Origin of the sequence: Rhodococcus sp. HNM0569, assembly GCF_012726205.1 — a bacterium.
Lineage (GTDB): Bacteria > Actinomycetota > Actinomycetes > Mycobacteriales > Mycobacteriaceae > Rhodococcus_F.
The window spans coordinates 87,592-110,273 of sequence record NZ_JAASAE010000009.1; the positions used below are offsets into that span (position 1 = coordinate 87,592).

Below are 22,682 nucleotides of genomic sequence, written 5' to 3' on the forward strand. Positions count from 1 at the left end.
GGTACCCGCTGTGAATTCGACGGCTCACGTGGCCGTCGGATCGAGCGGAGCGCTAGGCTTGCCGCGTGTTCGGCAACATCGGCTGGGGCGAGTTCCTCGTGCTCCTCATCGCGGCACTGGTCATTCTCGGACCGGAGCGGCTGCCCGGTGCCGTGTCGTGGGTCGCGAAGTCGTTGCGCCAGGTGCGCGAGTACGCGTCCGGCGCATCGCAGCAACTCAAGGACGAGTTCGGCCCCGAGTTCGACGATCTACGTCAGCCGTTGTCGGATCTCAACCAGCTGCGCGGCATGACGCCCCGATCGGTCATCACGAAGCATCTGCTCGACGGGGACGACTCGCTGTTCACCGGAAACTTCGACAAGCCGGCCGCGGGCCCCCAGCAGCCGCGTTCCGCCACCCCGCAGTCCGCTACGCCTCCGCCTGCCGCGGACCAGCGGCCCCCGATCGACCCCGACGCGACCTGATCAGGCCGCCGCGTCAGAGGTGACGCGTGGTGTCGATACCGAGGGACATGCCCGCGAGGCCGCGCTTGCGCACGGCGAGCTTGTCCGCGACGGCCTGCAACGCCTGTGCGGCGGGGGAGTCGGGCTTGCCGAGCACGATCGGCACACCCTCGTCGCCGCCTTCGCGCACCGACTGCTCGAGCGGGATCTGACCCAGCAGCGGCACCTCGGCGCCCACGGCCTGCGTGAGCCGGTCGGCGACGGCCTGGCCGCCGCCCGAGCCGAACACGTCCATGCGTGAGCCGTCGGGCATTTCCATCCACGACATGTTCTCGACGACGCCCACGATGCGCTGGCGCGTCTGCAGCGCGATCGCACCCGCGCGCTCGGCGACCTCGGCCGCCGCCTGCTGCGGAGTGGTGACGACGAGGATCTCGGCGCCGGGGATGAGCTGCGCGACCGAGATCGCGACGTCACCCGTGCCGGGCGGGAGATCGAGCAGCAGCACGTCCAGATCGCCCCAGAAGACGTCCGCGAGGAACTGCTGCAGTGCGCGGTGCAGCATCGGGCCGCGCCACACGACAGGTGTGTTGCCCTGCGTGAACTGCGCGATCGAGATCATCTTCACGTCGTGCGCGACGGGCGGCATGATCATCTTCTCGACCTGCGTCGGCTTGGCGTCGGTGCCGAGCATGCGCGGCACCGAGTGTCCGTAGATGTCGGCGTCGAGAACGCCGACCGACAGCCCACGCGCGGCGAGCGACGCCGCCAGGTTGACGGTGACCGACGACTTGCCGACGCCGCCCTTGCCCGACGCGACCGCGTACACACGGGTGAGCGAGCCGGGCTGAGCGAACGGGATGACCGGCTCGGCCGAATCGCCGCGCAGCGACTTGCGCAGCTCGGTGCGCTGTTCGTCGTTCATGACGTCGAGCTCGACACGCACGGCACCGACGCCCGCGACGTCGGAGACTGCCTTCGTGACGCGATCGGTGATCTCGGTGCGCATGGGGCAGCCGGCGGTGGTGAGATAGATGCCGATGTCGACGCTCGCGTCGTCGGCGATCGCCACGCTCTTGACCATCCCCAGCTCGGTGATGGGTTTGCGGATCTCGGGGTCCTGGACGCGCCCGAGTGCGCCGCGGACGTCGGATTCGCTTACTGCTGCCATGCGGTCAATGGTAGGTATCCCGGCGCGCGCGGGGGCGCGCGGGTCAGTGGATCGCGGGCAGGTCCGACTCGGACGGCACGATGCCGGTGGCGTAGCCGGTGGACCACGCGAGGACGTTCGCGACGTACGCGGCGGAATTGTTGTAGCGGTGTACAGCCTTCGCAGCCTGGGCGGGGTCGCGCATGTCGAGGCCGCCGTCGCACAGGTAGTTGCCGGTGGTGACGGCGGAGTCGAACACATTCTGCGGGTCGGCGAAGCCGTCGCCGTTGCCGTCCATCGCGTACCGGTTCCACGTCTCGGGCAGGAACTGGGTGGGGCCGACGGCGCGATCGTAGACGGCATCGCCGTCGAGGGCGCCTCCGTCGGTGTCGTGGATGACGGCATTGCCCGCGAGGCTGCCGTCGAGTACCGGGCCCAGCACCGGTTCGAGCATCGTGCCGGTGTCGTCGGTCTTGCCGTCGTACGCATGGGTCGACTCGACGCGGCCGATGCCCGCGATGAGTGTCCAGTACATGTTGCAGCCCGGGTTGGTGGTGGCCAGGATGCGCTCGGCGTTCTGGTACGCGCTGACGTTGACCGTGGGGATGCCGAGGGCGCCTGCCGCGAGGCTCGTCGGCAGCGGCGGGGTCTGCTGTACCGGTGCGAGCGGCGGCGGGGGTGGCGGTGCGGGTGCGGCAGGTTCGATGTCGATCTGCGTGACGGCGGGCTTGATCTCGGCGTCGCTCTTGCCGGTGTCGGCGGCGAGGTCGAGGGTGCCGGGCGTGCCGCCGACACCCGCTGCTGCGGCGGCGTGGTCGGGAACCGAGAAGAAGGGGAGGTGGGTGTCGGCGCCTGCCGTGTTGGCGGCGGCGACGGCTCCGACGGGAACCAGGCCGGCGAGTGCGATGACCGAGTTGCGGCGGAGCTGCGACTCCGACTTCCTGCTGTGCCGACCCACTGATACGCCTCCTGCATCCCCGACGATTCGGGGCGTCTCCGTTACGTGCCGGCATGAGGCTACACGATTCGAGACTCGGCCGTTACCCATCCGTGATCGGATTGGCCCGCAACGGGTCTGCGCTGTTACCGCATCGAGTCCTGTGAAAAGCGGTAATCCGCAGGTCGTTCCATGTGAGAGCGCGGCAGGGGCCGTCACGGCCGGAGGGGAGAAGGACGTGGGCGTCTCAGGGATTGGGCACGGCCGCACCGGCTCCGGACTCTGCCGGTACGGCGTCCGCCGCGGGATTGGGCGCGCAGAACAGCAGGCACGGCAGCGGCGGGAGCTGCGGAAGCTCGGGCAGCAGCGGTGCGAGCGGCTCGGGCACGAGGTCCTGACCTGGTGGCACGGGCTGCGGATCCGCGCCCGGCGCAGGGTTATCCGGTGTCGGCGCGGCGCCCATGCCGTCCTTGTCGGTCGCGAGTTCGGCGGGCGACGGCGACGAGGGTGCGGGCGGGCTGTCGGGCACCGTCCCGCGCGCGTACGCGTCGGACCAGCTGATGACGTTCGCCGCGTACGCGCCGGAGTTGTTGTAGCGCAGGACGGCCCGCTGCAGCTGGTCGGGCTTGCGGAGGTCCAGGTCGCCCGCGCACAGGTAACGGGCCGCGGCGAGCGATGCGTCGAAGATGTTGTTGGCGTCGGCGACGCCGTCGGCATTGCCGTCCGACGCCCAGTTGGCCCACGTGGACGGGATGAACTGCATCGGGCCCACCGCGCGGTCGTGCCGCGGGTCGCCGTCGATGCGGCCGCCGTCGGTGTCGGTGATGATCTCGTTGCCGGCGAGTCGCCCGTCGAGCACCGGCCCGAGGATGGGAGTGACCGTGGTGCCGATCGAATCGGTGCGCCCGCCGCTCGCGTGACCCGACTCGATGCGGCCGATGCCCGCGAGAACGTTCCACGTGACGCCGCAGCCGGGCTGATCCACCATGAGCTGGAGCTCGGCGGCGCGATACGCGTTGAGCACGATCTCCGGGATGCCGAGCGCGCCGAGCACGAGCGGCGCCGACACGAGTCCCTCACCCAGGCCGGTGGTGTCGGTCAGCGCCGCCGAGGCGCCCGCGGGCGGCGCCTGCGGCACGACCGGGGGAAGCACCGGGGGCGCCGAGCGCTGCGACCGTGGCACGCGCGGTTCGGGTTCGACGAGCACCGCGGGCGGCAGCACCGGTTCGGCTGCGCTCGCCGCGGCGTCGAGAGCGACGGATCCCGTGGGCCGCGGGGCGGGTGCGCCCGCCGCGACCGTGGACGAGACCGCGGTCGCGAGACCGCCCGCCACGAGGACGGCCGACGTCAGCACGGCTCGCAAACGCACCGTTCACACCCCCTGAAGTGAGCCCTGCCCCGGGCCGCATCTCCGACACGGAACGGGTGGGTCACCGTCTACATCTGTACACGACGTGACTCACGTTACATTTCGGTGACCGGATGTGAGTAACAATCACAACGACGCGCGTCCCGGGTCGCCGGTGCGGTCACGAAGACGTGTCGGTCGCGGGGGCGTGGTCGGCCGCGTCGTCCGGCGGCTCGTCGCGCTGGAGTTCGGCGAGCATCGCCTTGACGTCGTCGAGCTCGCGCCGCAGGTAGTCGCGGGTCGCGACCTCGCCGACCGCAATGCGCAAGGCCGCCAGCTCCCGGGCGAGGAACTCGGTGTCCGCCTTGGTCTGCAAGGCACGCGAGCGGTCCTCCTCGAGCGACACACGGTCGCGATTCTCCTGCCTGTTCTGCGCGAGCAGGATGAGCGGCGCCGCGTACGCGGCCTGCGTCGAGAACGCGAGATTGAGCAGGATGAACGGGTAGGGGTCCCACTGCAGGCCGACCGCGAACAGGTTGAGCGCGATCCACACGATCACGATGACCGTCTGGATCGCGAGATAACGCCCCGTGCCGAGGAAACGGGCGATCGACTCGCTGACGCGCCCCACGGCCTCGACGTCGTAGCTGAACCGGAAGCGACGCGCGCTGCGCGGAGTCTCGAGCCGCTGGCGCCCCTGCACATTGCGTGCGCCCAGGTTCGTGGACTTCTCACTCACCATCGGTCTCCTCCTCGCGCCAGTCCTCCGGCAGCAGGTGATCGAGGACGTCGTCGACGGACACCGCCCCCAGCAGGTGGTTCTCGTCGTCCACGACGGGGCCGCACACCAGGTTGTACGTCGCGAAGTACCGCGTGACGGCGGCGAGCGGATCCTCCGGCGAGAGCCGCGGCAGGTCGCTGTCGAGGATGCCGCCGACCAGCGTCGCGGGCGGCTCACGCAGCAGCACCTGCAGGTGCACGCAGCCGAGATAGCGCCCGGTGGGCGTCGCGGTGGGCGGGCGCACCACGAACACCATGCTCGCGAGCGCCGGGGTGAGGTCCGGATCGCGGACTCGCGCGAGCGCCTCGGCGACCGTCGTGGCGGCCGTGAGGATGACCGGCTGAGGCGTCATCAGGCCGCCCGCGGTGTCCGGCAGGTGCTCGAGCAGACGGCGCACCGGTTCGGAGTCCTGCGGGTCCATCAGCTGCAGCAGCGATTCGGCGTCGGTCTCGGGCAGCACGCCAAGCACGTCCGCCGCGTCGTCCGGATCCATCGCCTCGAGCACGTCGGCGGCGCGTTCGACCTCGAGGTGCAACAGCACGTCGGTCTGATCGTCGGCGGGCAGTTCCTGCACGACGTCGGCCAGGCGCTCGTCGTCGAGTGCACCGACCAGCTCGCGGCGCCGCTTCTCGGGCAGCTCGCGCATCGCGTTCGCGACGTCCGCCGCGCGCATGCCTTCGTACTGGCTCAGGAGCGCCGACACGCCCTGGTCGGGCATCGACAGCGCGCTCTGCGTCAGTCCGAGGACATGCTGCCAGTCGACGATGTGCACGGTGCCGCGCCGACCGAGCCGGCCGCGATGGCCGCGGACGGCGACCTTCGAGACGACCCAGTCGCGTGTGCGGGTCTGTTCGAGGCCCAGGTCGACGACTACGGTGTCGAGTCCGTGCAGGTCCTCGTGCTCGGGATCGTCCACGCGCACGCGCGAATCGAGCACCTGGGCGAGCGCGAGGACCTCGCCGGGCCGCTGCCGGAACCGGCGCAGACTCACATTGCCCGTACTGAGGGTGACCGACGCGGGCTCGATCGCCGTCACACGCAGGATCGGGACGAAGATCCGTTTGCGCGTGAACATCTCGACGACCAGGCCCAGCACGCGCGGTTGCTGCCTGCCCACCCGGGCGGTGATCACGACGTCTCGGACCCGGCCGATCGATTCGCCGTCCGGCCCGAGCACGACCAGGCCCGCGAGCCTGGCTGCGTAGACCTTGCTCGCTGCTGCCATGCCTGCCAGGCTAGAGCGTCCGGGTGCCCGGCACGGGACGGCACGGTGACATCCTGGGTTCGGACACCGACGAACTTGGGAGAGAACATGAACGGCGCATCCCCGATCGACGCACCCACGCCACGCAGGTCCGTCCTCGCGGTTCCTGGCAGCAGCCGCAAGATGATCGACAAGGCGAAGGCGCTGCCCGCCGACGAGATCTTCCTCGACCTCGAGGACGCCGTCGCACCGCTGGCGAAGGCGGACGCGCGGGCGCAGGTCGCCGCGGCGCTCACCGAGGACGGCTGGAACGGTCAGCACAAGGTCGTGCGGGTCAACGACTGGACGACTCCGTGGACCTACCGGGACGTGTCCGAGGTCGTCGGGCGCGCGGGGGCGCACCTCGACGACATCCTGTTGCCGAAGGTGCCCGACGCGTCGCACGTGCAGGCGCTCGATCTGCTTCTCACGCAGGTGGAGAAGGAACACGGGCTCGAACCGGGCCGCATCGGCATCGAGCCGCAGATCGAGAACGCCGTGGGGCTCACGAACATCGATGCGATCGCGACGGCGAGCCCGCGGGTGCGCACGCTAGTGTTCGGTCCCGCGGACTTCATGGCGAGCATCGCGATGCGCACGCTCGTCGTGGGGGAGCAGCCCGAGGGCTACGACCGCGGCGACGCGTACCACCACATCCTCATGACGATCCTGATCGCGGCGCGCACGCACGGTCTGCAGGCCATCGACGGGCCGTACCTGCAGATCCGCGACCTCGACGCATTCCGCCGCTCGGCACAGCGCACGGCCGCACTCGGTTTCGACGGCAAGTGGGTGCTGCATCCGACGCAGATCGACGTCGCCAACGAGGTGTTCAGCCCGCGGCAGGCCGACTACGACCGTGCAGAGCTGATTCTCGACGCGTACGAGTTCCATACGTCGGCGGCAGGCGGAAGCCGTGGCGCAGTCATGCTCGGCGACGAGATGATCGACGAAGCGAGCCGCAAGATGGCGCTGGTCGTCGCAGGGAAGGGTCGCGCCGCGGGCATGTCGCGCACCGAACGTTTCGTGCCGCCCACCGATTCCTGAGCGAAAACGGGCACAATAGACGCACGCGGTGTGCGGCGGACCCTGGTGGGTGCGTGGCGACGCGGCCGCCCGAACCGACGAGAGTGAGAAGGCGATGACGAATCCACTCGGAGCGAACACACCCCGCCGGGGCGCGCTGCCCGAGCCTCCCACGGGCTGGCCGATCGGGTCGTACCCGACCTACGCCGAGGCGCAGCGGGCGGTGGATTACCTGTCGGACCAGAACTTCTCGGTCGAGGACGTCACGATCGTGGGCGTCAACCTGATGCAGGTCGAGCGCGTTCTCGGCAGACTCACCTGGGCGAAAGTGATTGGCGGCGGTGTCGTTTCGGGTGCGTGGCTCGGCGTGTTCTTCGGTCTGCTGCTCGGCATAGTCACCGGCGGCTTCCTCGCACCGCTGATCGTCGGCATCGTCGGCGGCATCATCTTCGGCGTCATCTCCACCACGATCCCGTACGCGGCGACGCGCGGGACACGCGATTTCGCGTCCTCGATGCAGCTCGTGGCGGGCCGTTACGACGTGCTGTGTGCGCCCAGGACCGCCGAGGCCGCACGCGACCTGCTCGCCAAGCTCGCGCTCTGACGGCCGTGGCGCCGCGCGTACTGTCGGCGCGAGCGCTCGGCCGGGCGGGTGCTCGCCCGGCAGATGCTGCTCGAACGGGCGTCGATGCCGGCATTCGACGCGATCGGCCACGTCCTCGGCCTGCAGGCCCAGGCGCCGCTGCCGCCGTACATCGCGCTGTGGTCGCGCCTCGCCCGGTTCCACGCCGACGAGCTGTCGCAGCTCGTCGAGTCGCGCGCGGTGGTGCGCATGGCCGCGATGCGCGGCACCGTCTTCGCGATGACCGCGGCCGACGCCGCGCTTCTGCGCCCGTTCGTGCAACCGCTGCTCTCCCGCGATCTCGAGACGAACCCGCAACACCGCGAGGGCCTCGTGGATCTCGACCGCGCGGCACTCGTCGCTGCGGTGCGTGCCTTGCTCGCCGAGCGCCCGCTCTCGCAGGCCGAGCTGCGGCCGCTGCTCGCCGAACGATTTCCGGACCGCCCGCCCGCGGCGCTCGCACACGCGGCGCGGGGGCTGCTGCCGCTCGTGCAGGTCCCGCCGCGCGGGCTGTGGCGGCGATCGGGTCAGCCGCGCCTGGCGGTCTTCGACGACTGGACGGGGCGTCCGCTCGACGACGCGCCGTCGCCCGACGCGATCGTGTGGCGTTATCTCGCGGCGTACGGCCCCGCGACACCCGCCGACGCGCAGGCGTGGTGCGGGCTCACCGGACTGCGTGAGGTGTTCGAGCGGCTGCGTCCACGGTTACAGGTATTTCGCACCGAGACGGGTGCCGAGGTCTTCGACCTGCCGGACGCACCGCGGCCGGATCCCGGCACACCCGCGCCGGTCCGCATCCTGGCCCCCTACGACAACGTGCTGTTCGCGCACCGCGACCGCACACGCGTCGTCGCGGACGAGTACCGCAAGGCGATGGCGACGCCGAACGGGCTCGCGCCGCTCACGGTGCTCGTCGACGGCACGGTCGCCGCAGTCGCGCACGCGGAGGAGGACGGGCAGGCGGCGACGCTCGACGTGCGGCCCTTCGTCCGGCTGCCGGTACGGGTCCGTGATCGCGTCGAGGCGGAGGGTAGGCGGTTGCTGCGCTTCCGGTTCCCGGACGCCCAGTCGGTCGAGGTCAGGACCGGTGAGCCGTCGTCGTGACGGCGGATGATTGGATGACGGTGTGTCCGACAGCGTTGTGTCCGCGGTTCGTGCCCATCTGATCGAGCAGATCGGCGACGGCGAACCGAGCGCGGCCTCGGTCACCTTCCTCGGAGTCGAGGCACTCGACATCCTGCGCTTCGGGCCCGACGACCACGGCATGGTGCGTTACGCAACGCTCGGCTGCTCGCGGCATCCGATGGGCGACCCCAACGAGTCGGTGGCCGACCCGATGCGCGGCCCGCGCGCCGAGGTCGTGATGAGCGTGCTCGGCGGCTTCGGCCGGCAGTCGAAGATCGAGACCACCCTGGCGATCCTGGCGGCGTCGCCGTCGGTCGAGGGTGTCGTGCTCGTCCCCGACGCGCTGATCGATCTCGGGCAGCCGCTGTGGGTGGGTGCACCCTTCACCGCCGTCCTGCTCGGCGAGAGCGACCTCGACGACCTCGAGCTCGACGAGCCGATGGATCCCGTGCGCTTCCTGTCGGCGGTGCCGATCACCGGCACCGAGGCGGCGTGGGTGCGCCTGCGCGGTGCGGCGGCGCTGCGCGAGGCGTGGGTGGAAGCCGACATCGACGTCACCGACCCCCGTCGCGGCGCCGCGTCGCTCTGATCGGCCTCACAGCCACTTGTTGTGGCGGAAGGTGACGAACAGGCCGATCGCGACGGCTGCGATGACGCCCAGCACGCCGTAGTAGCCGTAGTGCCAGTCGAGTTCGGGCATGTGCCGGAAGTTCATGCCGTAGACGCCCGCGATGAGGGTGGGGGCGGCTGCGATCGCCGCCCACGCCGAGATCTTGCGCATGTCGGTGTTCTGCTGCACCTGGATCTGCGCGGCGACGGCGTCGACGAGCGAGCTGAGGATGTCGTCGAACTCGGAGATGCGTTCGCCGACGGTGACCTGGTGGTCGAGCACGTCGCGGAAGTAGTGCCGGATCGTCTTCGCGCCATCCGGCCCGAGCAGTGGATCGTTCTGGTCACGCGTGAGCCGGATCAGCGGATCCTGCAGCGGATTGACGGCGCGCCGCATCTCGACGACCTCGCGTTTGAGCATGTAGATGTGCTCGACCGTCACCTTGCTGCTCGGCTCGAAGACGGCCTCTTCGAGAGTGTCGACGTCCTCGCCGACCCGCTGGCTGACGTCGAGGTAGGTGTCGACGACGTGATCGGCCACCGCGTGCAGCACCGCGAGCGGCCCGATCGCGAGGGTCTTCGGCGCCGCCTCGAGCCCGCGTCGCACCTCGGTGAGCTTGCTGTGCCGTCCGAACCGCACGGTGACCACGAAGTCGGTGCCGAGGGCGATCGAGATCTCGCCGGTCTCGACGATGTCGCTCGCCGTCGTGACGTCGACGTGCGGGATGTAGCCGAGCGTGCGCATCACGGCGAACCAGTAGCCGTCGTAGCGTTCGAGTTTGGGGCGTTGGTGCGGCGAGAGCATGTCCTCGAGCGTGAGTGCGTGCAGCCCGGCGGCATCGCCGATCCGCGTGAGCACGTCCGACGACGGCCCGCACAGGCCGACCCACACGAACCCCTTGCCGCGCCGCCGCACCTCGGCGAGACCGGTCGCGAAATCGAAGTCGCCTGTGATGCGTTCGCCGTCGACGTACACGGCGCAGTCGACGACCTCCGGGGTGTCGGGGTCGCTCAGCCGCGCGATCGACACGACGCTCCTTTCCGCCGGCCACACGTCGTGACCGGATCCTGCCGCGATCGTACGGTCGCGACCGGGCATGCGTGTGGACGTGAGCGGTGGTCCGGCGCGTGCGTCGCACGGGGCGAACTCGCGCCTGCGAGACTGGCTGCATGCGCATCGACCTCCACACCCACTCGACGGCCTCCGACGGCACCGACTCGCCCGCCGAGTTGGTCGCCGCGGCGGGCGCTGCGGAACTCGATGTCGTCGCGGTGACCGATCACGACACGACCGCAGGGTGGTCCGAGGCCGTCGCCGCCCGGCCGTCGGGGGTCGCGCTCGTCCGCGGCATGGAGATGTCGTGCACCGGCCGTGGCGACGACGGCTTCCCCGTCGCGGTCCATCTGCTCGCGTACTTGTTCGACCCCTCGCATGACGCGTTCGCGGCCGAACGAGAGCGGCTCCGCGAGGAACGCGTGTGGCGCATCCTCGAGATGGCGGCCCGCATGAGCGCTGCGGGCCTGCCCGTCGACGGCGAACGCATCGTCGACGAGGCCGGACCGTCGGTCGGTCGGCCCCATCTCGCGCGGGCGCTGATCGATGCGGGCATCGTGCCGTCGATCGACGCCGCGTTCGCGGGTCCGCTGTCGCGGACGAGCCCGTACTTCGTCGACAAGCACGACACCCGGCTCAGCCGAGCGGTCGATCTCGTGGTCGCGTCGGGAGGCGTGGCCGTCGTCGCGCACCCACGCGCCCGTGCCCGAGGCCGGTTGCTCGCGGTCGCCGAGATCCGTGAACTCGCCGAACGCGGGCTCGGCGGTGTCGAGGTGTTCCATCCCGATCACACGGCCGCGGACGTCGACATGCTGGTGCGGCTCGCGCGTGAACTGGATCTGGTCACGACGGGTTCGTCGGACTATCACGGCACCAACAAGTCGGTCCGGCTCGGCGATTTCACCACGCCACCGGACCAGTTCGCCGCGATCGAGGCCGCCGCGACCGGCGTTCCCGTCGTCCGCTGAGGTGCGCGCATGGGATTCGACACGACCGTCTACCTGAGCCTGTTCGTCACGTTGCTCGTCATCATGGACCCGACGGGCGCGGTTCCCGTGTTCCTGAGCCTCGTCGGCCGCAAGGGCAAGGACGCCCGGTTGCGGGCGGCGTGGCAGGCACCCGCGGTGTCTCTGCTCGTCATCACGCTGTTCGCTATCGGTGGTCAGGCGATCCTCGGCTACCTGCACATCGGGATCCCGGCACTGCAGGGTGCGGGCGGGTTGCTGTTGCTGCTGATCGCGCTCGACCTGCTGCGCGGCCGCGGTGCGGGCGCGGGTGATCCGCAGGGCACGGAAGAGGTCAATGTCGCGCTCGTCCCGCTCGGCACGCCGCTCATGGCCGGGCCGGGTGCGATCGCGGCGGTCATCGTCGCGGTCGCGCAGGCCGACAGCGACGCGGGCGCGTACTGGGCGATCGCGGCCGCGATCGTGAGCATCCACATCGTCCTGTTCCTCGTGCTGCGCTTTGCGACGAGCCTCATCCGGTTCCTGGGTGAGAACGGGATCACCCTGATCGCGCGCATCGCGGGTCTACTGTTGGCGGCGATCGCGGTGCAACTGATCGCCGACTCGGTACTCGGTTTCGTCGACGGAAGGTGACTGTGGAACGGCAGACGGCGGGGGAACGGCAGACCCCGGGGCGATACGGCAGGTACGAGGCCCGGGACCCGATGGTGGTCCGCTCGGTGCGCGCGCTGAGCGGCGCGGTCGCAGCGGGCACGGTCGTGCTCGCGTGCGTCGCGGTGGGCGCGGCTTTCGTGGGCACCCGCGAGGGCTTCCCGGGGCCGGGCTCGACGACCGTCGCCGCGCATGTCGTCGCGGCCGTCGTGGCGGTGGCGGCGCAGTGGTGGACCGACCGGCGGTTCGGCGCGCAGGCGCTGCTCGGATCGCTCGTGGTCTTCGTGTCGCTCGGCACACTGGTGTGGACCCAGTGGTGGGGCTGACGCAGGTGCGCTACCCGTCGGTAGACCCGGGTTGCAGCCCGAGTCGGGCAGGTGCGAGACTGGGACGATCCCGCTGACGGTGCCACCGCCCGTCCGGGAGAGGATGGCGATTCGCTTCGGGCCCACCCGCCCACTCCATCTGTCCCCTCGCTGCCGCCGCATCGTGATCGCGAGCCGAGGTCGGACACCGATTCCGTGCGGAACCGTGCACAAGTCCGTTTTGTGACCTGCACGGTTACCTCTCAGTAACCATGCCCCGCGTGACGAGGGGTTTTCCAGGAGTGTCATCGTGTCACCTGTGTCTGAAGCCATAACGCGGAACACCGCGTCCGATACCACGACGGGCCCCGCCGCCCCTGCCCCGACCGGGCCCATCACCGACGAAGAAATCTTCGCCGGTCACGTCGGGGGCAAGCTGTCCGTCGAGACCACCGCGCCGCTCGTCACGCAGCGCGATCTGTCGATCGCCTACACCCCCGGTGTCGCGCAGGTCAGCCGCGCGATCCACGCCGACGAGACCCTCGCCCGCCGGTACACGTGGACCGAGCGTCTGGTGGCCGTCGTGAGCGACGGCTCCGCCGTGCTCGGGCTCGGCGACATCGGGCCGCGCGCCTCGCTGCCTGTCATGGAGGGCAAGTCCGCCCTGTTCAAGACGTTCGCAGGCCTCGACTCGATCCCGCTCGTGCTCGACACGAAGGATCCCGACGAGATCGTCGAGACGCTCGTGCGGTTGCGCCCCAGCTTCGGTGCCGTCAACCTCGAGGACATCTCGGCGCCGCGCTGCTTCGAGATCGAACGCCGCGTCGTCGAGGCCCTCGACTGCCCGGTGATGCACGACGACCAGCACGGCACGGCGATCGTGGTGCTCGCCGCGCTCAAGGGCGCGACCAAGGTGCTCGGCCGCGATCTCACGACCCTGCGCACCGTCATCTCGGGTGCCGGTGCCGCCGGCGTCGCGTGCGCCGACATCCTCCTCGCCGCGGGCGTCCAGGACGTCACGGTGCTCGACTCGAAGGGCATCGTCTCCGCGAACCGCAGCGATCTCAACGACGTCAAGGCCGATCTCGCCGCGCGCACGAATCCGGCGGGCCGCTCGGGCGGTGTCATCGAGGCCCTCGCGGGTGCCGATGTCTTCATCGGTGTCTCGGCGGGCACGATCCCGGAAGAGATCATCGCCTCGATGGCCGACAACTCGATCGTGTTCGCGCTGTCGAATCCCGACCCGGAGATCCACCCGGACGTCGCGCGCAATCACGCCGCAATCGTCGCGACGGGTCGCAGCGACTTCGCGAACCAGATCAACAACGTCCTCGCGTTCCCGGGCGTGTTCAAGGGTGCCCTCGACGCGGGTGCACGCCGCATCACCGAGGGCATGAAGCTCGCGGCCGCCGAGGCGATCCTGTCGGTTGTCGGCGACGACCTCGCAGCCGACATGATCGTGCCGAGCCCGCTGGACCCGCGCGTCGCACCCGCCGTCGCGGAAGCGGTCGCCGCGACGGCCCGCGCGGAAGGTGTCACCGACTGATCGGAGACTTCCCGCTTCTTCACGACACGACGCGACAGCGCCCCGCCATGCGGGGCGCTGTCGCGTATCCGGGACGAGTTCAGGTCCGGTGAGAGGGGGTGATCCGGGACGTCGCGAACCGGCCTGCCCCGAACCGGCCACCCGGCCGGAACAGGCGGGACAGCCGGCCGCTCCCGGGCACCGAGACCCACACGCACAGCGCGAGCACGCCGTCGAGTACGAGCGCGAGCGCCGCGACGAGGATCGCTCCCACGAGCACCCGGTCGTACTGGTAGAGCGCGAGCCCGTCGAAGATGTAACGGCCGAGGCCGCCGAGGTTCACGTACGCCGCGACCGTGGCCGTCGCGACCACCTGCAATGTCGCATTGCGCAGACCTCCGAGGACGAGCGGCATCGCGTTCGGGATCTCGACCCCGGTGAGGACCTCGCGTTCGGTCATGCCCATCGCTCGGGCCGCGTCGAGCACCGAGTCGTCGACCGACTGGACTCCCGCATACGTGCCGGCGAGCAGTGGCGGCACCCCGAGAACGACGAGCGCGAGGATCGGCGGCACGATTCCGAGGCCGAGCAGCAACACCAGGAAGGTCAGCAGGCCGAGCGTCGGTAGCGACCGCAGCGCGTTGACGACGCCGACGAGCACCACCTGACCACGACGGAAATGCCCCACCGCGAGGCCGAGTGGCACGGCCACGACGGCGGCCGCCGCGACCGCGAGGACGCTGTACCACAGGTGCTGGCCGAGCCTGCTCCAGATGCCGCCCGAGCCGGACCAGTTCGCCGGATCGGCGAGGAACTCCCACGCGCCGGAGAAGATCGTCATGGCCGGCCTCCCGAACGGCTGGTCCGCCCCGGCACGCCGCTCTGCCGCGTCCACGGCGTCGCGGCCCGCGTGAGCAGGTACAGCACGACGTCGACGACCAGAGCGATCACGACGATCGCGATGATGCCCGCGAGGATCTGGTCCGGATAGTCGCGTTGGTAGCCGGTGGTGAACAGTCGGCCGAGCCCGCCGATCCCGATGACCGAGCCGACCGACACGAGCGAGATGTTGGTGACCGCGACGACGCGCACGCTCGCCGACAGGACGGGCAGGGCGAGTGGAAGATCGACCGTCGAAACGCGGCGCAGCCACGAGTAGCCCATCGCTTCCGCCGAGTCGCGTACATCGTGCGGCACCGCGTCGAGCGCTTCCGGCACGGCGCGCACGAGCAGTGCCGCCGAGTAGACGGTCATCGCGATCACGACATTGAGCGGGTCGAGGATCGTCAGCCCGAACACCACGGGGATCGTGACGAACAGTGCGAGGGAGGGGATCGTGAACGCAATGCCCGCGATCGTGAGGGTGAGTCTGCGCAGCCACGACACCCCTCGCACCGCCGTCCCGACCGGTACCGCGACGACGAGACCGAGCAACAGCGGCACGAGCGACAGGTACAGGTGCGTGCGCGTGAGTTCGGCGACGACGCCGAAGTTGTCGATCAGCCAGCGCACGAGCGTCAGCCCTTCCGCGGTGCGTCGAGTGCGCGTGTGCGGTCCTCGGCGCGGCGCTGCTCGGCGAGCTGTGCGACGACCTCGGACGCCCGGACACCGCCGAGGACCGCGCCGTCCTCGTCGACCGCCACGCCCACTCCGGACGGCGACGAGATCGCGGCGTCGAGTGCCTGCCGCAGATCCGCGTGCCGCCCGTGCGACGACGGAGTGAACAGCGAACCGCCTGCCGCGGTGGCCTCCTCGACCGTGGCTCCCGCACGAGTGGCGGCGACGCCGGTCGCGTCGATCCACCCGCGGGGGCGTCGTCGATCGTCGACGACGAGTACCCAGTCGCCCGCGTCGAGCTCGAGCGACGAGATGTCCGACGCGGGCGCCGTGCGCACGTCGTGCAGCGGCACCGCGGACGCGTCGCGGAACGACAGGCCGCGATATCCGCGATCGCGGCCGACGAAATCGGCAACGAAATCCGTTGCGGGGGAGGCAAGCAGGGTCTGCGGGTCGTCGTACTGCTCGAGCGTTCCGGCCGGGCCGAACACGGCGATGCGGTCGCCGAGCGTGACAGCCTCGTCGATGTCGTGGGTGACGAAGACGATCGTCTTGCGCAGTTCGCTCTGCAACCTGCGCATCTCCCGTTGCAGTTCGTCGCGCACGACCGGGTCGACCGCGCTGAACGGCTCGTCCATCAGCAGGATCGGGGGATCGGCCGCGAGGGCGCGTGCGACGCCGACGCGTTGCTGTTGACCGCCCGACAGTTGCGCCGGATAGCGCCCGGCGAGCACTGGATCGAGTCCGACGCGCGCGAGGACGTCGAGTGCCGCGCGCCGCGCGCTGCGCCGCGAGGTGCCTTCGAGGACCGGGACCGTCGCGACATTGTCGACGACGGTGCGATGCGGCAGCAGCCCGCCGCTCTGGATGACATAGCCCATCCCGCGCCGCAGGCGCACGGCATCGACGTCGCGCACGTCGCGGTCGTCGACGAAGACCGTGCCGGACGTGGGCGTCACCATCCGGTTGATCATCCGCATCGCGGTGGTCTTGCCGCCGCCCGAAGGCCCGACGAACACCGTGAACGAACCGGCCGCGATCTCGAGATCGAGATCGCGCACTGCCACGGTGCCGTTCGGGAACCGCTTCGAGACGTCGGAGAACCGGATCACGTGCTCAGCCGACCGGCTCGTCGAGCCCCTTGGCGGCGACCCACTGTTGCGCCGCCTGCGCCGGCTCGGTCTTGGCGTCGCCGGACACCGAATCGTTGAGTGCGACGAGTTCGTCGGTGGTGAGCTGGGCCGACACCGCGTCCAGGGCCGCCTGCAATTTGTCCGAGGACTTGGCCGCGCGGATGACGGGCACGACGTTCTGGGCGGGGAAGTTGTTCTCCGGATCGGCGAGCACCACGAAGTCGTTCGCCGCGATCGCGGGGGACGTGGTGAAGATGTTCGCGGCGAGCACCTGACCCGACTTCAGCGCTTCGACGGTTGCCGGCCCGCCGCCGTCGGCGATCGGGACGAAGTTGTCCGACGAGACGTCGAGTCCGTACTTGTCCTTCAACCCGGGAAGGCCGACAGGGCGCTCCTGGAACTCGGCGGGGGCGCCGAAGGTGACGTCCGCGGAGTGCGGCGCGAGGTCCGCGATCGTGGTGAGATTCCATCGCTCGGCGGTCTCGCGCGTGACGACGACGGCGTCCTTGTCCTCCGCCGCGGCGGGGCGCGCGGTCGTGAGATCGGGCCCGAGTGCTGCGGGCAGCGCGGCCTCGACGTCGGCGGACGTCGAAGCGGTGGCCTCCGGATCGAGGTAGTGCAGCAGATTGCCCGTGTAGTCGGGGATCACGTCGATCGAACCGTCCCGCAGTGCGGGAATGTAGGCTTCGCGGCTGCCGATGTTCAGCTTGGTCGACACGTCGAATCCGTTGACCCGCAGCACCTCGGCGTAGATGCCGGCGACGGTCTCGGACTCCGGGAAGTTGGCCGAGCCGACCACGATCGCGTCGGGGTCGTCGCCCGAGCCTTCGCCGCCGCTCGACAGGGGATCGGATCCGCCGCCGCACGCCGTGAGGACGAGGGCGACCGCGGACGCGGCAGCCACTGCGGCGATTCGGCGACCGGCGCGCAGGGGAGTGCGCATGAGCATCCTTCCGTCGTCGCGGCGGAGCGGCCAGCAGGCCGTGCTGGGAGTCGTTGCCGCGCATCGGAGGCTCAGTGTAACGATAGGAACGGCGTGCATCGTGGAGGAAACGGCCGGTCGGCAGACGCGCGGGACAGGAGACGGACAGGGTGAGGATTCGGCAACGACGGGCGCGGCGCGGTGCGGCGGCACTCGTCGCGGCGGCAGCTGTGGGTGTGGGCGCCGCGAGCGGATGTTCCGCCGACAACTCGCTGCTCGATCCGCTCGCGGGCTCCGAGCCGCGGCCAGTCGTGATCGGCGCGGGGGACCGGCCCGAGAGTGTCGTGCTGGCGCACGTGTACGCGGCCGCGTTGCGGGCGGCGGGTGGGAGCGTCGAGGTCGTCACCGGGCTGGGGGACCGCGCCTCGGTGCTTGCGAAGCTCGATGCCGGTGACATCACGTTCGTTCCCGAGTTCAGTGGCGGGCTGCTCGGGGCGCTCGACCCCGATGCCGACGCGCGCACCCCGGAGGACGTGTATGCCGCGGTCAGTCGCGCACTGCCGCAAGGATTGTCGGTTTCCGACTCGGCTCCCGCCGAGGTGCGGCGGGTGCTCACGAGCGTCGAGCCCGGGACGGTCGCGGAACTCCTCCCGCGCTGCGGCGCAACGACACTCGTCACGACCGACGCGTGGGACGTCGCGCGGGCACCGGACGCGCTCGCCGACGGGGGCTGCCGGTTCGGGTCCGTGACGCCGCAGGGTGCGGCCGAGGCGGCGACCGGCACCGTGGTCGGGTCGACCACCATCGCCGAGCACGGCGACCTGACGCCGCTCGAGGACCCCGACTACGTGTTCGCGGCGCAGAATGTGGTGCCGCTGTATCGCACCGACTCGCTCAGCACCGCGCAGGTGAAGTCACTCGACGTCGTGGCGGGCGAACTCGGCACGGCGGACCTCGCCGACATGGTCGAGCGGGTCCGCCGCGGCGAGATCGATTCAGCTGCCGCTGCGGGAGACTGGTTCGCCGCGCGCGCCTGAGCGTGCGTGGGTGCCGAGGAAGCCGCCCAGCTCGCGCACCGCGTCGGCGGCCTCGCGCAGCAGCGACGCCTGCAGGTGCGCCACATGCCAGAGGTCCGGATACTCGGTGAGATCGACCTGCGTGCCGGCGGCCCGCATGCGTGCGACGAGCTCGGTGATCTGGCCGTACAGGATCTCGCTCGTGCCGACATGGACGAGAGTCGGCGGCAGGCCGGACAGATCGCCGTGCAGCGGTGCGTACCCGGGATCGGTGGGGTCGCCGTCGCCGAGGTACTTGTCGCCCGCGTCGTAGGCCCACCCCGTGTTGACCACGAGGTCGCGAGGGAACGGGGCCGCGCGGTCCGCGGGATCGACCCACGGCGAGATCAGGCCGAGTGCGGCGGGCCGGATCCCGAACCGATCGACGAGCCGCCGTCCCGTGGCGAGGGCGAGACCACCGCCCGCCGAGTCGCCTGCGAGCGTGACGGTGTCGGCGCTCCGCCCGTCGTCGAGCAGCGCCCGGAAGGCGGCGACCGCGTCGTCGAGGCCTGCCGGGAATGGATGCTCGGGAGCGAGTCGGTAGTCGAGCGTGTAAACCACCGACTGCGATTCGCGAGCCAGGTGCGCGGCAAGGGACCGGTGCGTCGCGAGCGAGCCGATCGTGTACGCACCGCCGTGCAGATAGAGCATCGCGGTGGGTCGTTCGGTCGCACCCACCGTGATCCGTTCGGCGGGCCGACCCGCGAGGCTCGTGCGCCGCACGACCGACCCGGCGGGCATCTGCTGCAGCGGCGCCGCGAGGTCGAGCAGCGCGCGCTGCACGCGGTACGGCAGCGCCGCGTTGAGCGCGAGCCGGTAGAACGGCCCGAGCCCTGCCGCCACCACCGGCAGCGGCAGGTGCCCGCCCGAGAACGGACCGATCATTTCGGCATCGCGCGCGGCACGACGGTCGCGACGACACGCTGGTACGACGACGCCACGATGCGCACCCACAGGTCGAGGAACTTGGCGTCCGCGCCGATCAGCACGCGCGCCTTGTTCTTTCGGACGCCGGTGGTGATCGTCTCGGCGGCATCCGTCGCGCTCGTGCGGGCGAGGCGGGTGTCGAAGAACTTGGCCACCTTGTCGAGATCCTCGTCCGGGCCGGTGACCGCATTGCGCGCGATCGCGGTCTTGATGCCGCCCGGGTGTACGCACGTGACGCGCACCGGGTGCTTCGCGACGATCATCTCCTGGCGGAGTGCCTCGGTGAACCCGCGCACCGCGAATTTCGCGGCGTTGTACGCGCTCTGCCCCGGGATCGACAGCAGGCCGAACAGGCTCGACGTGTTGACCACGTGGCCGTCGCCCGACGCGATGAGGTGCGGCAGAAACGCTTTCGTGCCGTTGACGACGCCCCAGAAGTCGACGTCCACGACGCGTTCGAAGTCCTTGAACTCGGAGCGCTCGAACGAACCGTGGTAGGCGATGCCCGCATTGTTGTAGACCTGGTTGACCTTGCCGAAGTGCGCGACCACGGCGTCGGCGTAGTCGAGCACCGCCTGGCGCTCGGTGACGTCGAGATGGTCGGACTTGACCTCGGCTCCGGTGGCCTCGACCTGACGCACCGTCTCGGCCAGCCCGACGGTGTCCATGTCGGACAGCGCGAGCTTGGCGCCCTTCGCCGCGAGATCGAGCGCGAGCGCCCGGCCGATCCCCGAACCTGCGCCGGTCACCACTGCGACCCGGCCTGCGAACTCGCTCATTCGGCTGCCACCTTCGTCATGTCGTCCGTGTTCTTGCGCTTGCCTGCACGCTTGCCTTTGCCGGTGCCCGCCGATTCGGCGGGGGGAGCCGGCAGGTCGCCCGTCGCGACGCTGTCGTACGCGATGAGATCGAACTTGCGGGTCTCGTTGCGGAACTCGAACGTGAACCCGGGCCACAGCGTCGTGTTGTTGCCGTGCTTGTCGAGGTACCAGCTGGCGCAGCCGCCGTTCATCCAGACGCTGCTCGCGAGCCGGTCCTGCAGGTCGGTGTTGTACCGGTCCTGGACGTCGCGGCGCACCTCGACGGTGCCGAGGTCGTAGCGGTCGATGGTGCGCAGCGCGTCCACGAGGTAGTTGAGCTGCGACTCGATCATGTACACCATCGACGTGTGGCCCAGCCCGGTGTTGGGGCCGACGAGGAAGAACATGTTGGGGAAGCCTGCGACGGCGGAGCCCTTGTAGCCCTGCTGGCCGCCTTCGTCGAACACCTCGGCCAGCGAACGGCCGCCCTTGCCGAAGATATGGGCGAAAGTGGGGGAGTCGGTGACGTGGAAGCCCGTCGCGACCACGATCGCATCGACCTCGCGGCGCGTGCCGTCCTTGGTGACGATCGAGTTGGCGGTGACCTCCTCGATGCCGTCGGTGACGACGTCGACATTCGGCTGCGCGAGCGCGGGGAAGTAGTTGTTCGAGATCAGCATGCGTTTGCAGCCGATGCGGAAGTTCGGGGTGACCTTCTTGCGCAGCACCGGATCCTTGATCTGCCTGCGCAGGTGGCGCTCGGCCACGAACTGCAACGGCTTCATGAAGATAGGGGCCTTCGCGAGGCCCACGACCTGCGTCTCGCGCATGAGGTAGATGCCGAGGCGGCTGAGCTTCTGGAAACCGGGGACGTACTTGAACGCGGCCTTCTCGAGCGGCGTGTACTCGCGGTCGGCGCGCGGCAGGATCCACGGTGCGGTGCGCTGGTAGACGTCGAGGTTCTTCGCGATCTTCGCGACCTGCGGCACGATCTGGATCGCGGACGCGCCGGTGCCGATGACGGCGACGCGCTTGCCCGTGAGGTCCGAGTCGTGGTTCCACTGCGCCGAGTGGAAGATCTCGCCCTGGAAGTCGCCGATGCCCTTGATGTCGGGCAGGTTGGGCTCGCACAGTGCGCCGACCGCCGACACGACGATCTTGGCGACGAACTTGCCCTTGTTCGTCTGGACGATCCAGCGGTGGCGAGCGGAATCCCAGTGTGCATTCTGCACGTCGCAGCCGAAGATGTGCCGGTCGCGGACCTTGTACTTGTCGGCCACCGACTCGATGTAGCGCTGGATCTCGGGCTGCGTCGAGAACGAGCGCGTCCAGGTCGGGTTGAGTGCGAACGAGTACGAGTACAGGTGCGACGGCACGTCGCACGCCGCGCCGGGGTAGCTGTTGTCCCGCCAGGTGCCGCCGACCTCGGTGCCGCGCTCGAGGACGACGAAGTCCTTGCGACCGGCCTGCGTGAGTTTGATGGCGGCACCCAGGCCCGCGAAGCCGCTGCCGATGATCAGGGTGTCGACCTCACGAACGCCCGGCGCGTCGCCCTTCGGCGCCGCCTGCTCGTGAGTATCTGTAACTGGGAGACTCATGTAAACGACCTTAGAGCTGTTACTGTGACGTAGTCAATAGCTTATTGACACTTACTCAGTAGTGACAGGTTTTCAGTACGGTCGAAGGATGGCAGTGGTTCAGGGGCAGAGATGGCGATGACGGCGGGGCGGAAGGTCGGCGCGGCGGCGACCGGCAAGCGCACCCGGCTCAGTCCGGGCGAGCGGCGCAGGCAACTCGTCGAGCTCGGCGTCGAGATGCTCGCCGAACGCACGCTCGACGGCATCTCGATCGACGAGATCGCCGATCAGGCGGGTGTGTCGCGCGGTCTGCTGTTCCACTATTTCGCGTCGAAGGACGACTTCCTGCTCGAGATCGTGCGCGAGGCGTCCGAGATGCTGTTGCAGCGGACCGATCCTGCGCTGGTCACCGACTCGACCGATCCGGCCGAGGTCCTGCGGGCGGTCATCGGGTCGTATGTCGACTACGCGGCCGAGAACAGCATCACCTATGTGTCGCTGCTGAGGGGCAAGGCCAGCGGGGATCCCGACATGGCGGCGCTGTTCGACCGCACACGGGTCACGATGATCGAGCGCACCCTCGCACAGCTGCCCGCGCTCGGCGTCGAGCGCAACCCGCGGCTCGAGATCATGGTGCGCGGCTGGATCGCGTTCGTCGAGGAAGCCACCATCACGTGGCTGCGCGACCCGCGCATCGGGCGCGACGAGCTCGTCGAACTCGACATCGCCGCGCTGCCCGGTCTCGCGTTGTCGGTCGCGCCCGAGCTCACACACGCGCTGCTCGACGGCCCCGCCGCGCCCCTGCCGTGAGCACTTGACGAGTCCGGGCACGCCGGTATCGCGCACAAGCGCTTCCGAGACAAGGGCATACGAGAACGGGCCGGCCCCACCGCGAGGTGGGACCGGCCCGTTCTGCTCAGCCGAAGG

At 70.0% G+C, this 22,682-nt stretch carries 24 protein-coding genes; 11 read left to right on the forward strand and 13 right to left on the reverse strand.

Annotated elements, in window-relative coordinates; genetic code table 11:
• Positions 1 to 65: 65 nt before the first annotated feature.
• A complete protein-coding gene (tatB, locus tag HCA44_RS13950; protein ID WP_169649341.1) occupies positions 66 to 464 on the forward strand; it encodes a Sec-independent protein translocase protein TatB in 399 nt (132 codons plus the stop codon).
• A gap of 13 nt (positions 465 to 477) precedes the next feature.
• On the opposite strand, the gene HCA44_RS13955 is transcribed toward tatB, so the two are convergent.
• The 5 genes from HCA44_RS13955 to HCA44_RS13975 all read right to left on the reverse strand — a co-directional run bounded on the left by HCA44_RS13955 (position 478) and on the right by HCA44_RS13975 (position 5,884).
• Positions 478 to 1,614 (reverse strand): P-loop NTPase, encoded by a 1,137-nt coding sequence (locus HCA44_RS13955; RefSeq protein ID WP_169649343.1) that lies wholly within the window; start codon positions 1,612 to 1,614, stop codon positions 478 to 480.
• Between the two features lie 43 nt (positions 1,615 to 1,657).
• Positions 1,658 to 2,551 carry a lytic murein transglycosylase gene (locus tag HCA44_RS13960; protein WP_169649345.1) on the reverse strand — a complete coding sequence of 298 codons (894 nt, stop codon included), beginning with the start codon at positions 2,549 to 2,551 and terminating at the stop codon, positions 1,658 to 1,660.
• Positions 2,552 to 2,777: 226 nt separating this feature from the next.
• Positions 2,778 to 3,899: a lytic murein transglycosylase gene (locus HCA44_RS13965; RefSeq protein ID WP_346764714.1), complete on the reverse strand. Its 1,122-nt coding sequence runs from the start codon at positions 3,897 to 3,899 to the stop codon at positions 2,778 to 2,780.
• A 160-nt stretch (positions 3,900 to 4,059) separates the two neighbouring features.
• On the reverse strand, positions 4,060 to 4,617 hold the full coding sequence (locus HCA44_RS13970) for a DUF1003 domain-containing protein (protein ID WP_346764715.1): 558 nt from the start codon (positions 4,615 to 4,617) through the stop codon (positions 4,060 to 4,062).
• Positions 4,610 to 5,884: a CBS domain-containing protein gene (locus HCA44_RS13975; RefSeq protein ID WP_169649349.1), complete on the reverse strand. Its 1,275-nt coding sequence runs from the start codon at positions 5,882 to 5,884 to the stop codon at positions 4,610 to 4,612. The genes HCA44_RS13970 and HCA44_RS13975 overlap by 8 nt, the downstream gene beginning before the upstream one ends.
• A gap of 87 nt (positions 5,885 to 5,971) precedes the next feature.
• On the opposite strand from HCA44_RS13975, the gene HCA44_RS13980 reads away from it, so the two are divergent.
• From HCA44_RS13980 to HCA44_RS13995, 4 genes are all read left to right on the forward strand, one after another.
• On the forward strand, positions 5,972 to 6,949 hold the full coding sequence (locus tag HCA44_RS13980) for a CoA ester lyase (RefSeq protein ID WP_169649351.1): 978 nt from the start codon (positions 5,972 to 5,974) through the stop codon (positions 6,947 to 6,949).
• Positions 6,950 to 7,043: 94 nt separating this feature from the next.
• A complete protein-coding gene (locus HCA44_RS13985) occupies positions 7,044 to 7,532 on the forward strand; it encodes a general stress protein (RefSeq protein ID WP_169649353.1) in 489 nt (162 codons plus the stop codon).
• A 48-nt stretch (positions 7,533 to 7,580) separates the two neighbouring features.
• On the forward strand, positions 7,581 to 8,654 hold the full coding sequence (locus HCA44_RS13990; RefSeq protein WP_346764716.1) for a winged helix DNA-binding domain-containing protein: 1,074 nt from the start codon (positions 7,581 to 7,583) through the stop codon (positions 8,652 to 8,654).
• Between the two features lie 22 nt (positions 8,655 to 8,676).
• Positions 8,677 to 9,264: a suppressor of fused domain protein gene (locus HCA44_RS13995; RefSeq protein WP_169649355.1), complete on the forward strand. Its 588-nt coding sequence runs from the start codon at positions 8,677 to 8,679 to the stop codon at positions 9,262 to 9,264.
• Between the two features lie 6 nt (positions 9,265 to 9,270).
• Here the strand turns inward: HCA44_RS13995 and HCA44_RS14000 are convergent, their stop codons facing one another.
• Positions 9,271 to 10,314: a magnesium and cobalt transport protein CorA gene (locus HCA44_RS14000; RefSeq protein ID WP_346764717.1), complete on the reverse strand. Its 1,044-nt coding sequence runs from the start codon at positions 10,312 to 10,314 to the stop codon at positions 9,271 to 9,273.
• Between the two features lie 140 nt (positions 10,315 to 10,454).
• Between HCA44_RS14000 and HCA44_RS14005 the strand changes: the two genes are divergently transcribed.
• The 4 genes from HCA44_RS14005 (at position 10,455) to HCA44_RS14020 (ending at position 13,805) form a co-directional block, all read left to right on the forward strand.
• Positions 10,455 to 11,306: a PHP domain-containing protein gene (locus HCA44_RS14005; protein WP_169649359.1), complete on the forward strand. Its 852-nt coding sequence runs from the start codon at positions 10,455 to 10,457 to the stop codon at positions 11,304 to 11,306.
• A 9-nt stretch (positions 11,307 to 11,315) separates the two neighbouring features.
• Positions 11,316 to 11,936, forward strand: a complete 621-nt coding sequence (locus HCA44_RS14010) for a MarC family protein (protein WP_169649361.1) — start codon at positions 11,316 to 11,318, stop codon at positions 11,934 to 11,936.
• A gap of 2 nt (positions 11,937 to 11,938) precedes the next feature.
• Positions 11,939 to 12,280, forward strand: a complete 342-nt coding sequence (locus HCA44_RS14015) for a hypothetical protein (RefSeq protein WP_346764718.1) — start codon at positions 11,939 to 11,941, stop codon at positions 12,278 to 12,280.
• Between the two features lie 373 nt (positions 12,281 to 12,653).
• Positions 12,654 to 13,805 carry an NADP-dependent malic enzyme gene (locus HCA44_RS14020; RefSeq protein ID WP_169649477.1) on the forward strand — a complete coding sequence of 384 codons (1,152 nt, stop codon included), beginning with the start codon at positions 12,654 to 12,656 and terminating at the stop codon, positions 13,803 to 13,805.
• 79 nt (positions 13,806 to 13,884) lie between these two features.
• Here HCA44_RS14020 and HCA44_RS14025 read toward each other — a convergent pair whose 3' ends face one another.
• From HCA44_RS14025 to HCA44_RS14040, 4 genes are read right to left on the reverse strand one after another with little or no spacing between them, the layout of a single operon-like run.
• Complete coding sequence (locus tag HCA44_RS14025; protein WP_169649363.1) at positions 13,885 to 14,625, reverse strand: ABC transporter permease; 741 nt, start codon at positions 14,623 to 14,625, stop codon at positions 13,885 to 13,887.
• Positions 14,622 to 15,296, reverse strand: a complete 675-nt coding sequence (locus HCA44_RS14030) for an ABC transporter permease subunit (protein ID WP_169649365.1) — start codon at positions 15,294 to 15,296, stop codon at positions 14,622 to 14,624. The genes HCA44_RS14025 and HCA44_RS14030 overlap by 4 nt, the downstream gene beginning before the upstream one ends.
• Positions 15,297 to 15,301: 5 nt before the next feature.
• Entirely contained in the window at positions 15,302 to 16,453 is a 1,152-nt protein-coding gene (locus HCA44_RS14035) for an ATP-binding cassette domain-containing protein (protein WP_169649375.1), read from the reverse strand.
• Between the two features lie 4 nt (positions 16,454 to 16,457).
• On the reverse strand, positions 16,458 to 17,417 hold the full coding sequence (locus HCA44_RS14040) for an ABC transporter substrate-binding protein (RefSeq protein WP_169649377.1): 960 nt from the start codon (positions 17,415 to 17,417) through the stop codon (positions 16,458 to 16,460).
• 149 nt (positions 17,418 to 17,566) lie between these two features.
• Between HCA44_RS14040 and HCA44_RS14045 the strand changes: the two genes are divergently transcribed.
• Complete coding sequence (locus HCA44_RS14045) at positions 17,567 to 18,433, forward strand: glycine betaine ABC transporter substrate-binding protein (protein ID WP_169649379.1); 867 nt, start codon at positions 17,567 to 17,569, stop codon at positions 18,431 to 18,433.
• Here HCA44_RS14045 and HCA44_RS14050 read toward each other — a convergent pair.
• Genes HCA44_RS14050 through HCA44_RS14060 form a run of 3 tightly spaced genes read right to left on the reverse strand, consistent with a single transcriptional unit; the run spans position 18,392 to position 21,776 of the window.
• Positions 18,392 to 19,336: an alpha/beta hydrolase gene (locus HCA44_RS14050; protein ID WP_169649381.1), complete on the reverse strand. Its 945-nt coding sequence runs from the start codon at positions 19,334 to 19,336 to the stop codon at positions 18,392 to 18,394. The two genes, HCA44_RS14045 and HCA44_RS14050, sit on opposite strands and share 42 nt — an antisense overlap.
• Positions 19,333 to 20,157, reverse strand: coding sequence for an SDR family oxidoreductase (locus HCA44_RS14055; RefSeq protein ID WP_169649383.1), 825 nt, complete (start codon positions 20,155 to 20,157; stop codon positions 19,333 to 19,335). The genes HCA44_RS14050 and HCA44_RS14055 overlap by 4 nt, the downstream gene beginning before the upstream one ends.
• Positions 20,154 to 21,776, reverse strand: coding sequence for an NAD(P)/FAD-dependent oxidoreductase (locus tag HCA44_RS14060; protein WP_169649385.1), 1,623 nt, complete (start codon positions 21,774 to 21,776; stop codon positions 20,154 to 20,156). The genes HCA44_RS14055 and HCA44_RS14060 overlap by 4 nt, the downstream gene beginning before the upstream one ends.
• 117 nt (positions 21,777 to 21,893) lie before the next feature.
• Between HCA44_RS14060 and HCA44_RS14065 the strand changes: the two genes are divergently transcribed.
• A complete protein-coding gene (locus tag HCA44_RS14065; RefSeq protein ID WP_169649387.1) occupies positions 21,894 to 22,565 on the forward strand; it encodes a TetR/AcrR family transcriptional regulator in 672 nt (223 codons plus the stop codon).
• Positions 22,566 to 22,682 lie beyond the last annotated feature (117 nt).

Excerpts from the sequence above, each read along its gene's own strand:
- HCA44_RS13955 (WP_169649343.1), bottom strand. The coding sequence starts at position 1,614 with ATGGCAGCAGTAAGCGAATCCGACGTCCGCGGCGCACTCGGGCGCGTC.
- HCA44_RS14050 (WP_169649381.1), bottom strand. The coding sequence starts at position 19,336 with ATGATCGGTCCGTTCTCGGGCGGGCACCTGCCGCTGCCGGTGGTGGCG.
- HCA44_RS14005 (WP_169649359.1), top strand. The coding sequence starts at position 10,455 with ATGCGCATCGACCTCCACACCCACTCGACGGCCTCCGACGGCACCGAC.
- HCA44_RS13975 (WP_169649349.1), bottom strand. The coding sequence starts at position 5,884 with ATGGCAGCAGCGAGCAAGGTCTACGCAGCCAGGCTCGCGGGCCTGGTC.
- HCA44_RS13980 (WP_169649351.1), top strand. The coding sequence starts at position 5,972 with ATGAACGGCGCATCCCCGATCGACGCACCCACGCCACGCAGGTCCGTC.
- HCA44_RS14010 (WP_169649361.1), top strand. The coding sequence starts at position 11,316 with ATGGGATTCGACACGACCGTCTACCTGAGCCTGTTCGTCACGTTGCTC.
- HCA44_RS14055 (WP_169649383.1), bottom strand. The coding sequence starts at position 20,157 with ATGAGCGAGTTCGCAGGCCGGGTCGCAGTGGTGACCGGCGCAGGTTCG.
- HCA44_RS14025 (WP_169649363.1), bottom strand. The coding sequence starts at position 14,625 with ATGACGATCTTCTCCGGCGCGTGGGAGTTCCTCGCCGATCCGGCGAAC.
- HCA44_RS14040 (WP_169649377.1), bottom strand. The coding sequence starts at position 17,417 with ATGCGCACTCCCCTGCGCGCCGGTCGCCGAATCGCCGCAGTGGCTGCC.
- HCA44_RS14065 (WP_169649387.1), top strand. The coding sequence starts at position 21,894 with ATGACGGCGGGGCGGAAGGTCGGCGCGGCGGCGACCGGCAAGCGCACC.
- HCA44_RS13985 (WP_169649353.1), top strand. The coding sequence starts at position 7,044 with ATGACGAATCCACTCGGAGCGAACACACCCCGCCGGGGCGCGCTGCCC.
- HCA44_RS14060 (WP_169649385.1), bottom strand. The coding sequence starts at position 21,776 with ATGAGTCTCCCAGTTACAGATACTCACGAGCAGGCGGCGCCGAAGGGC.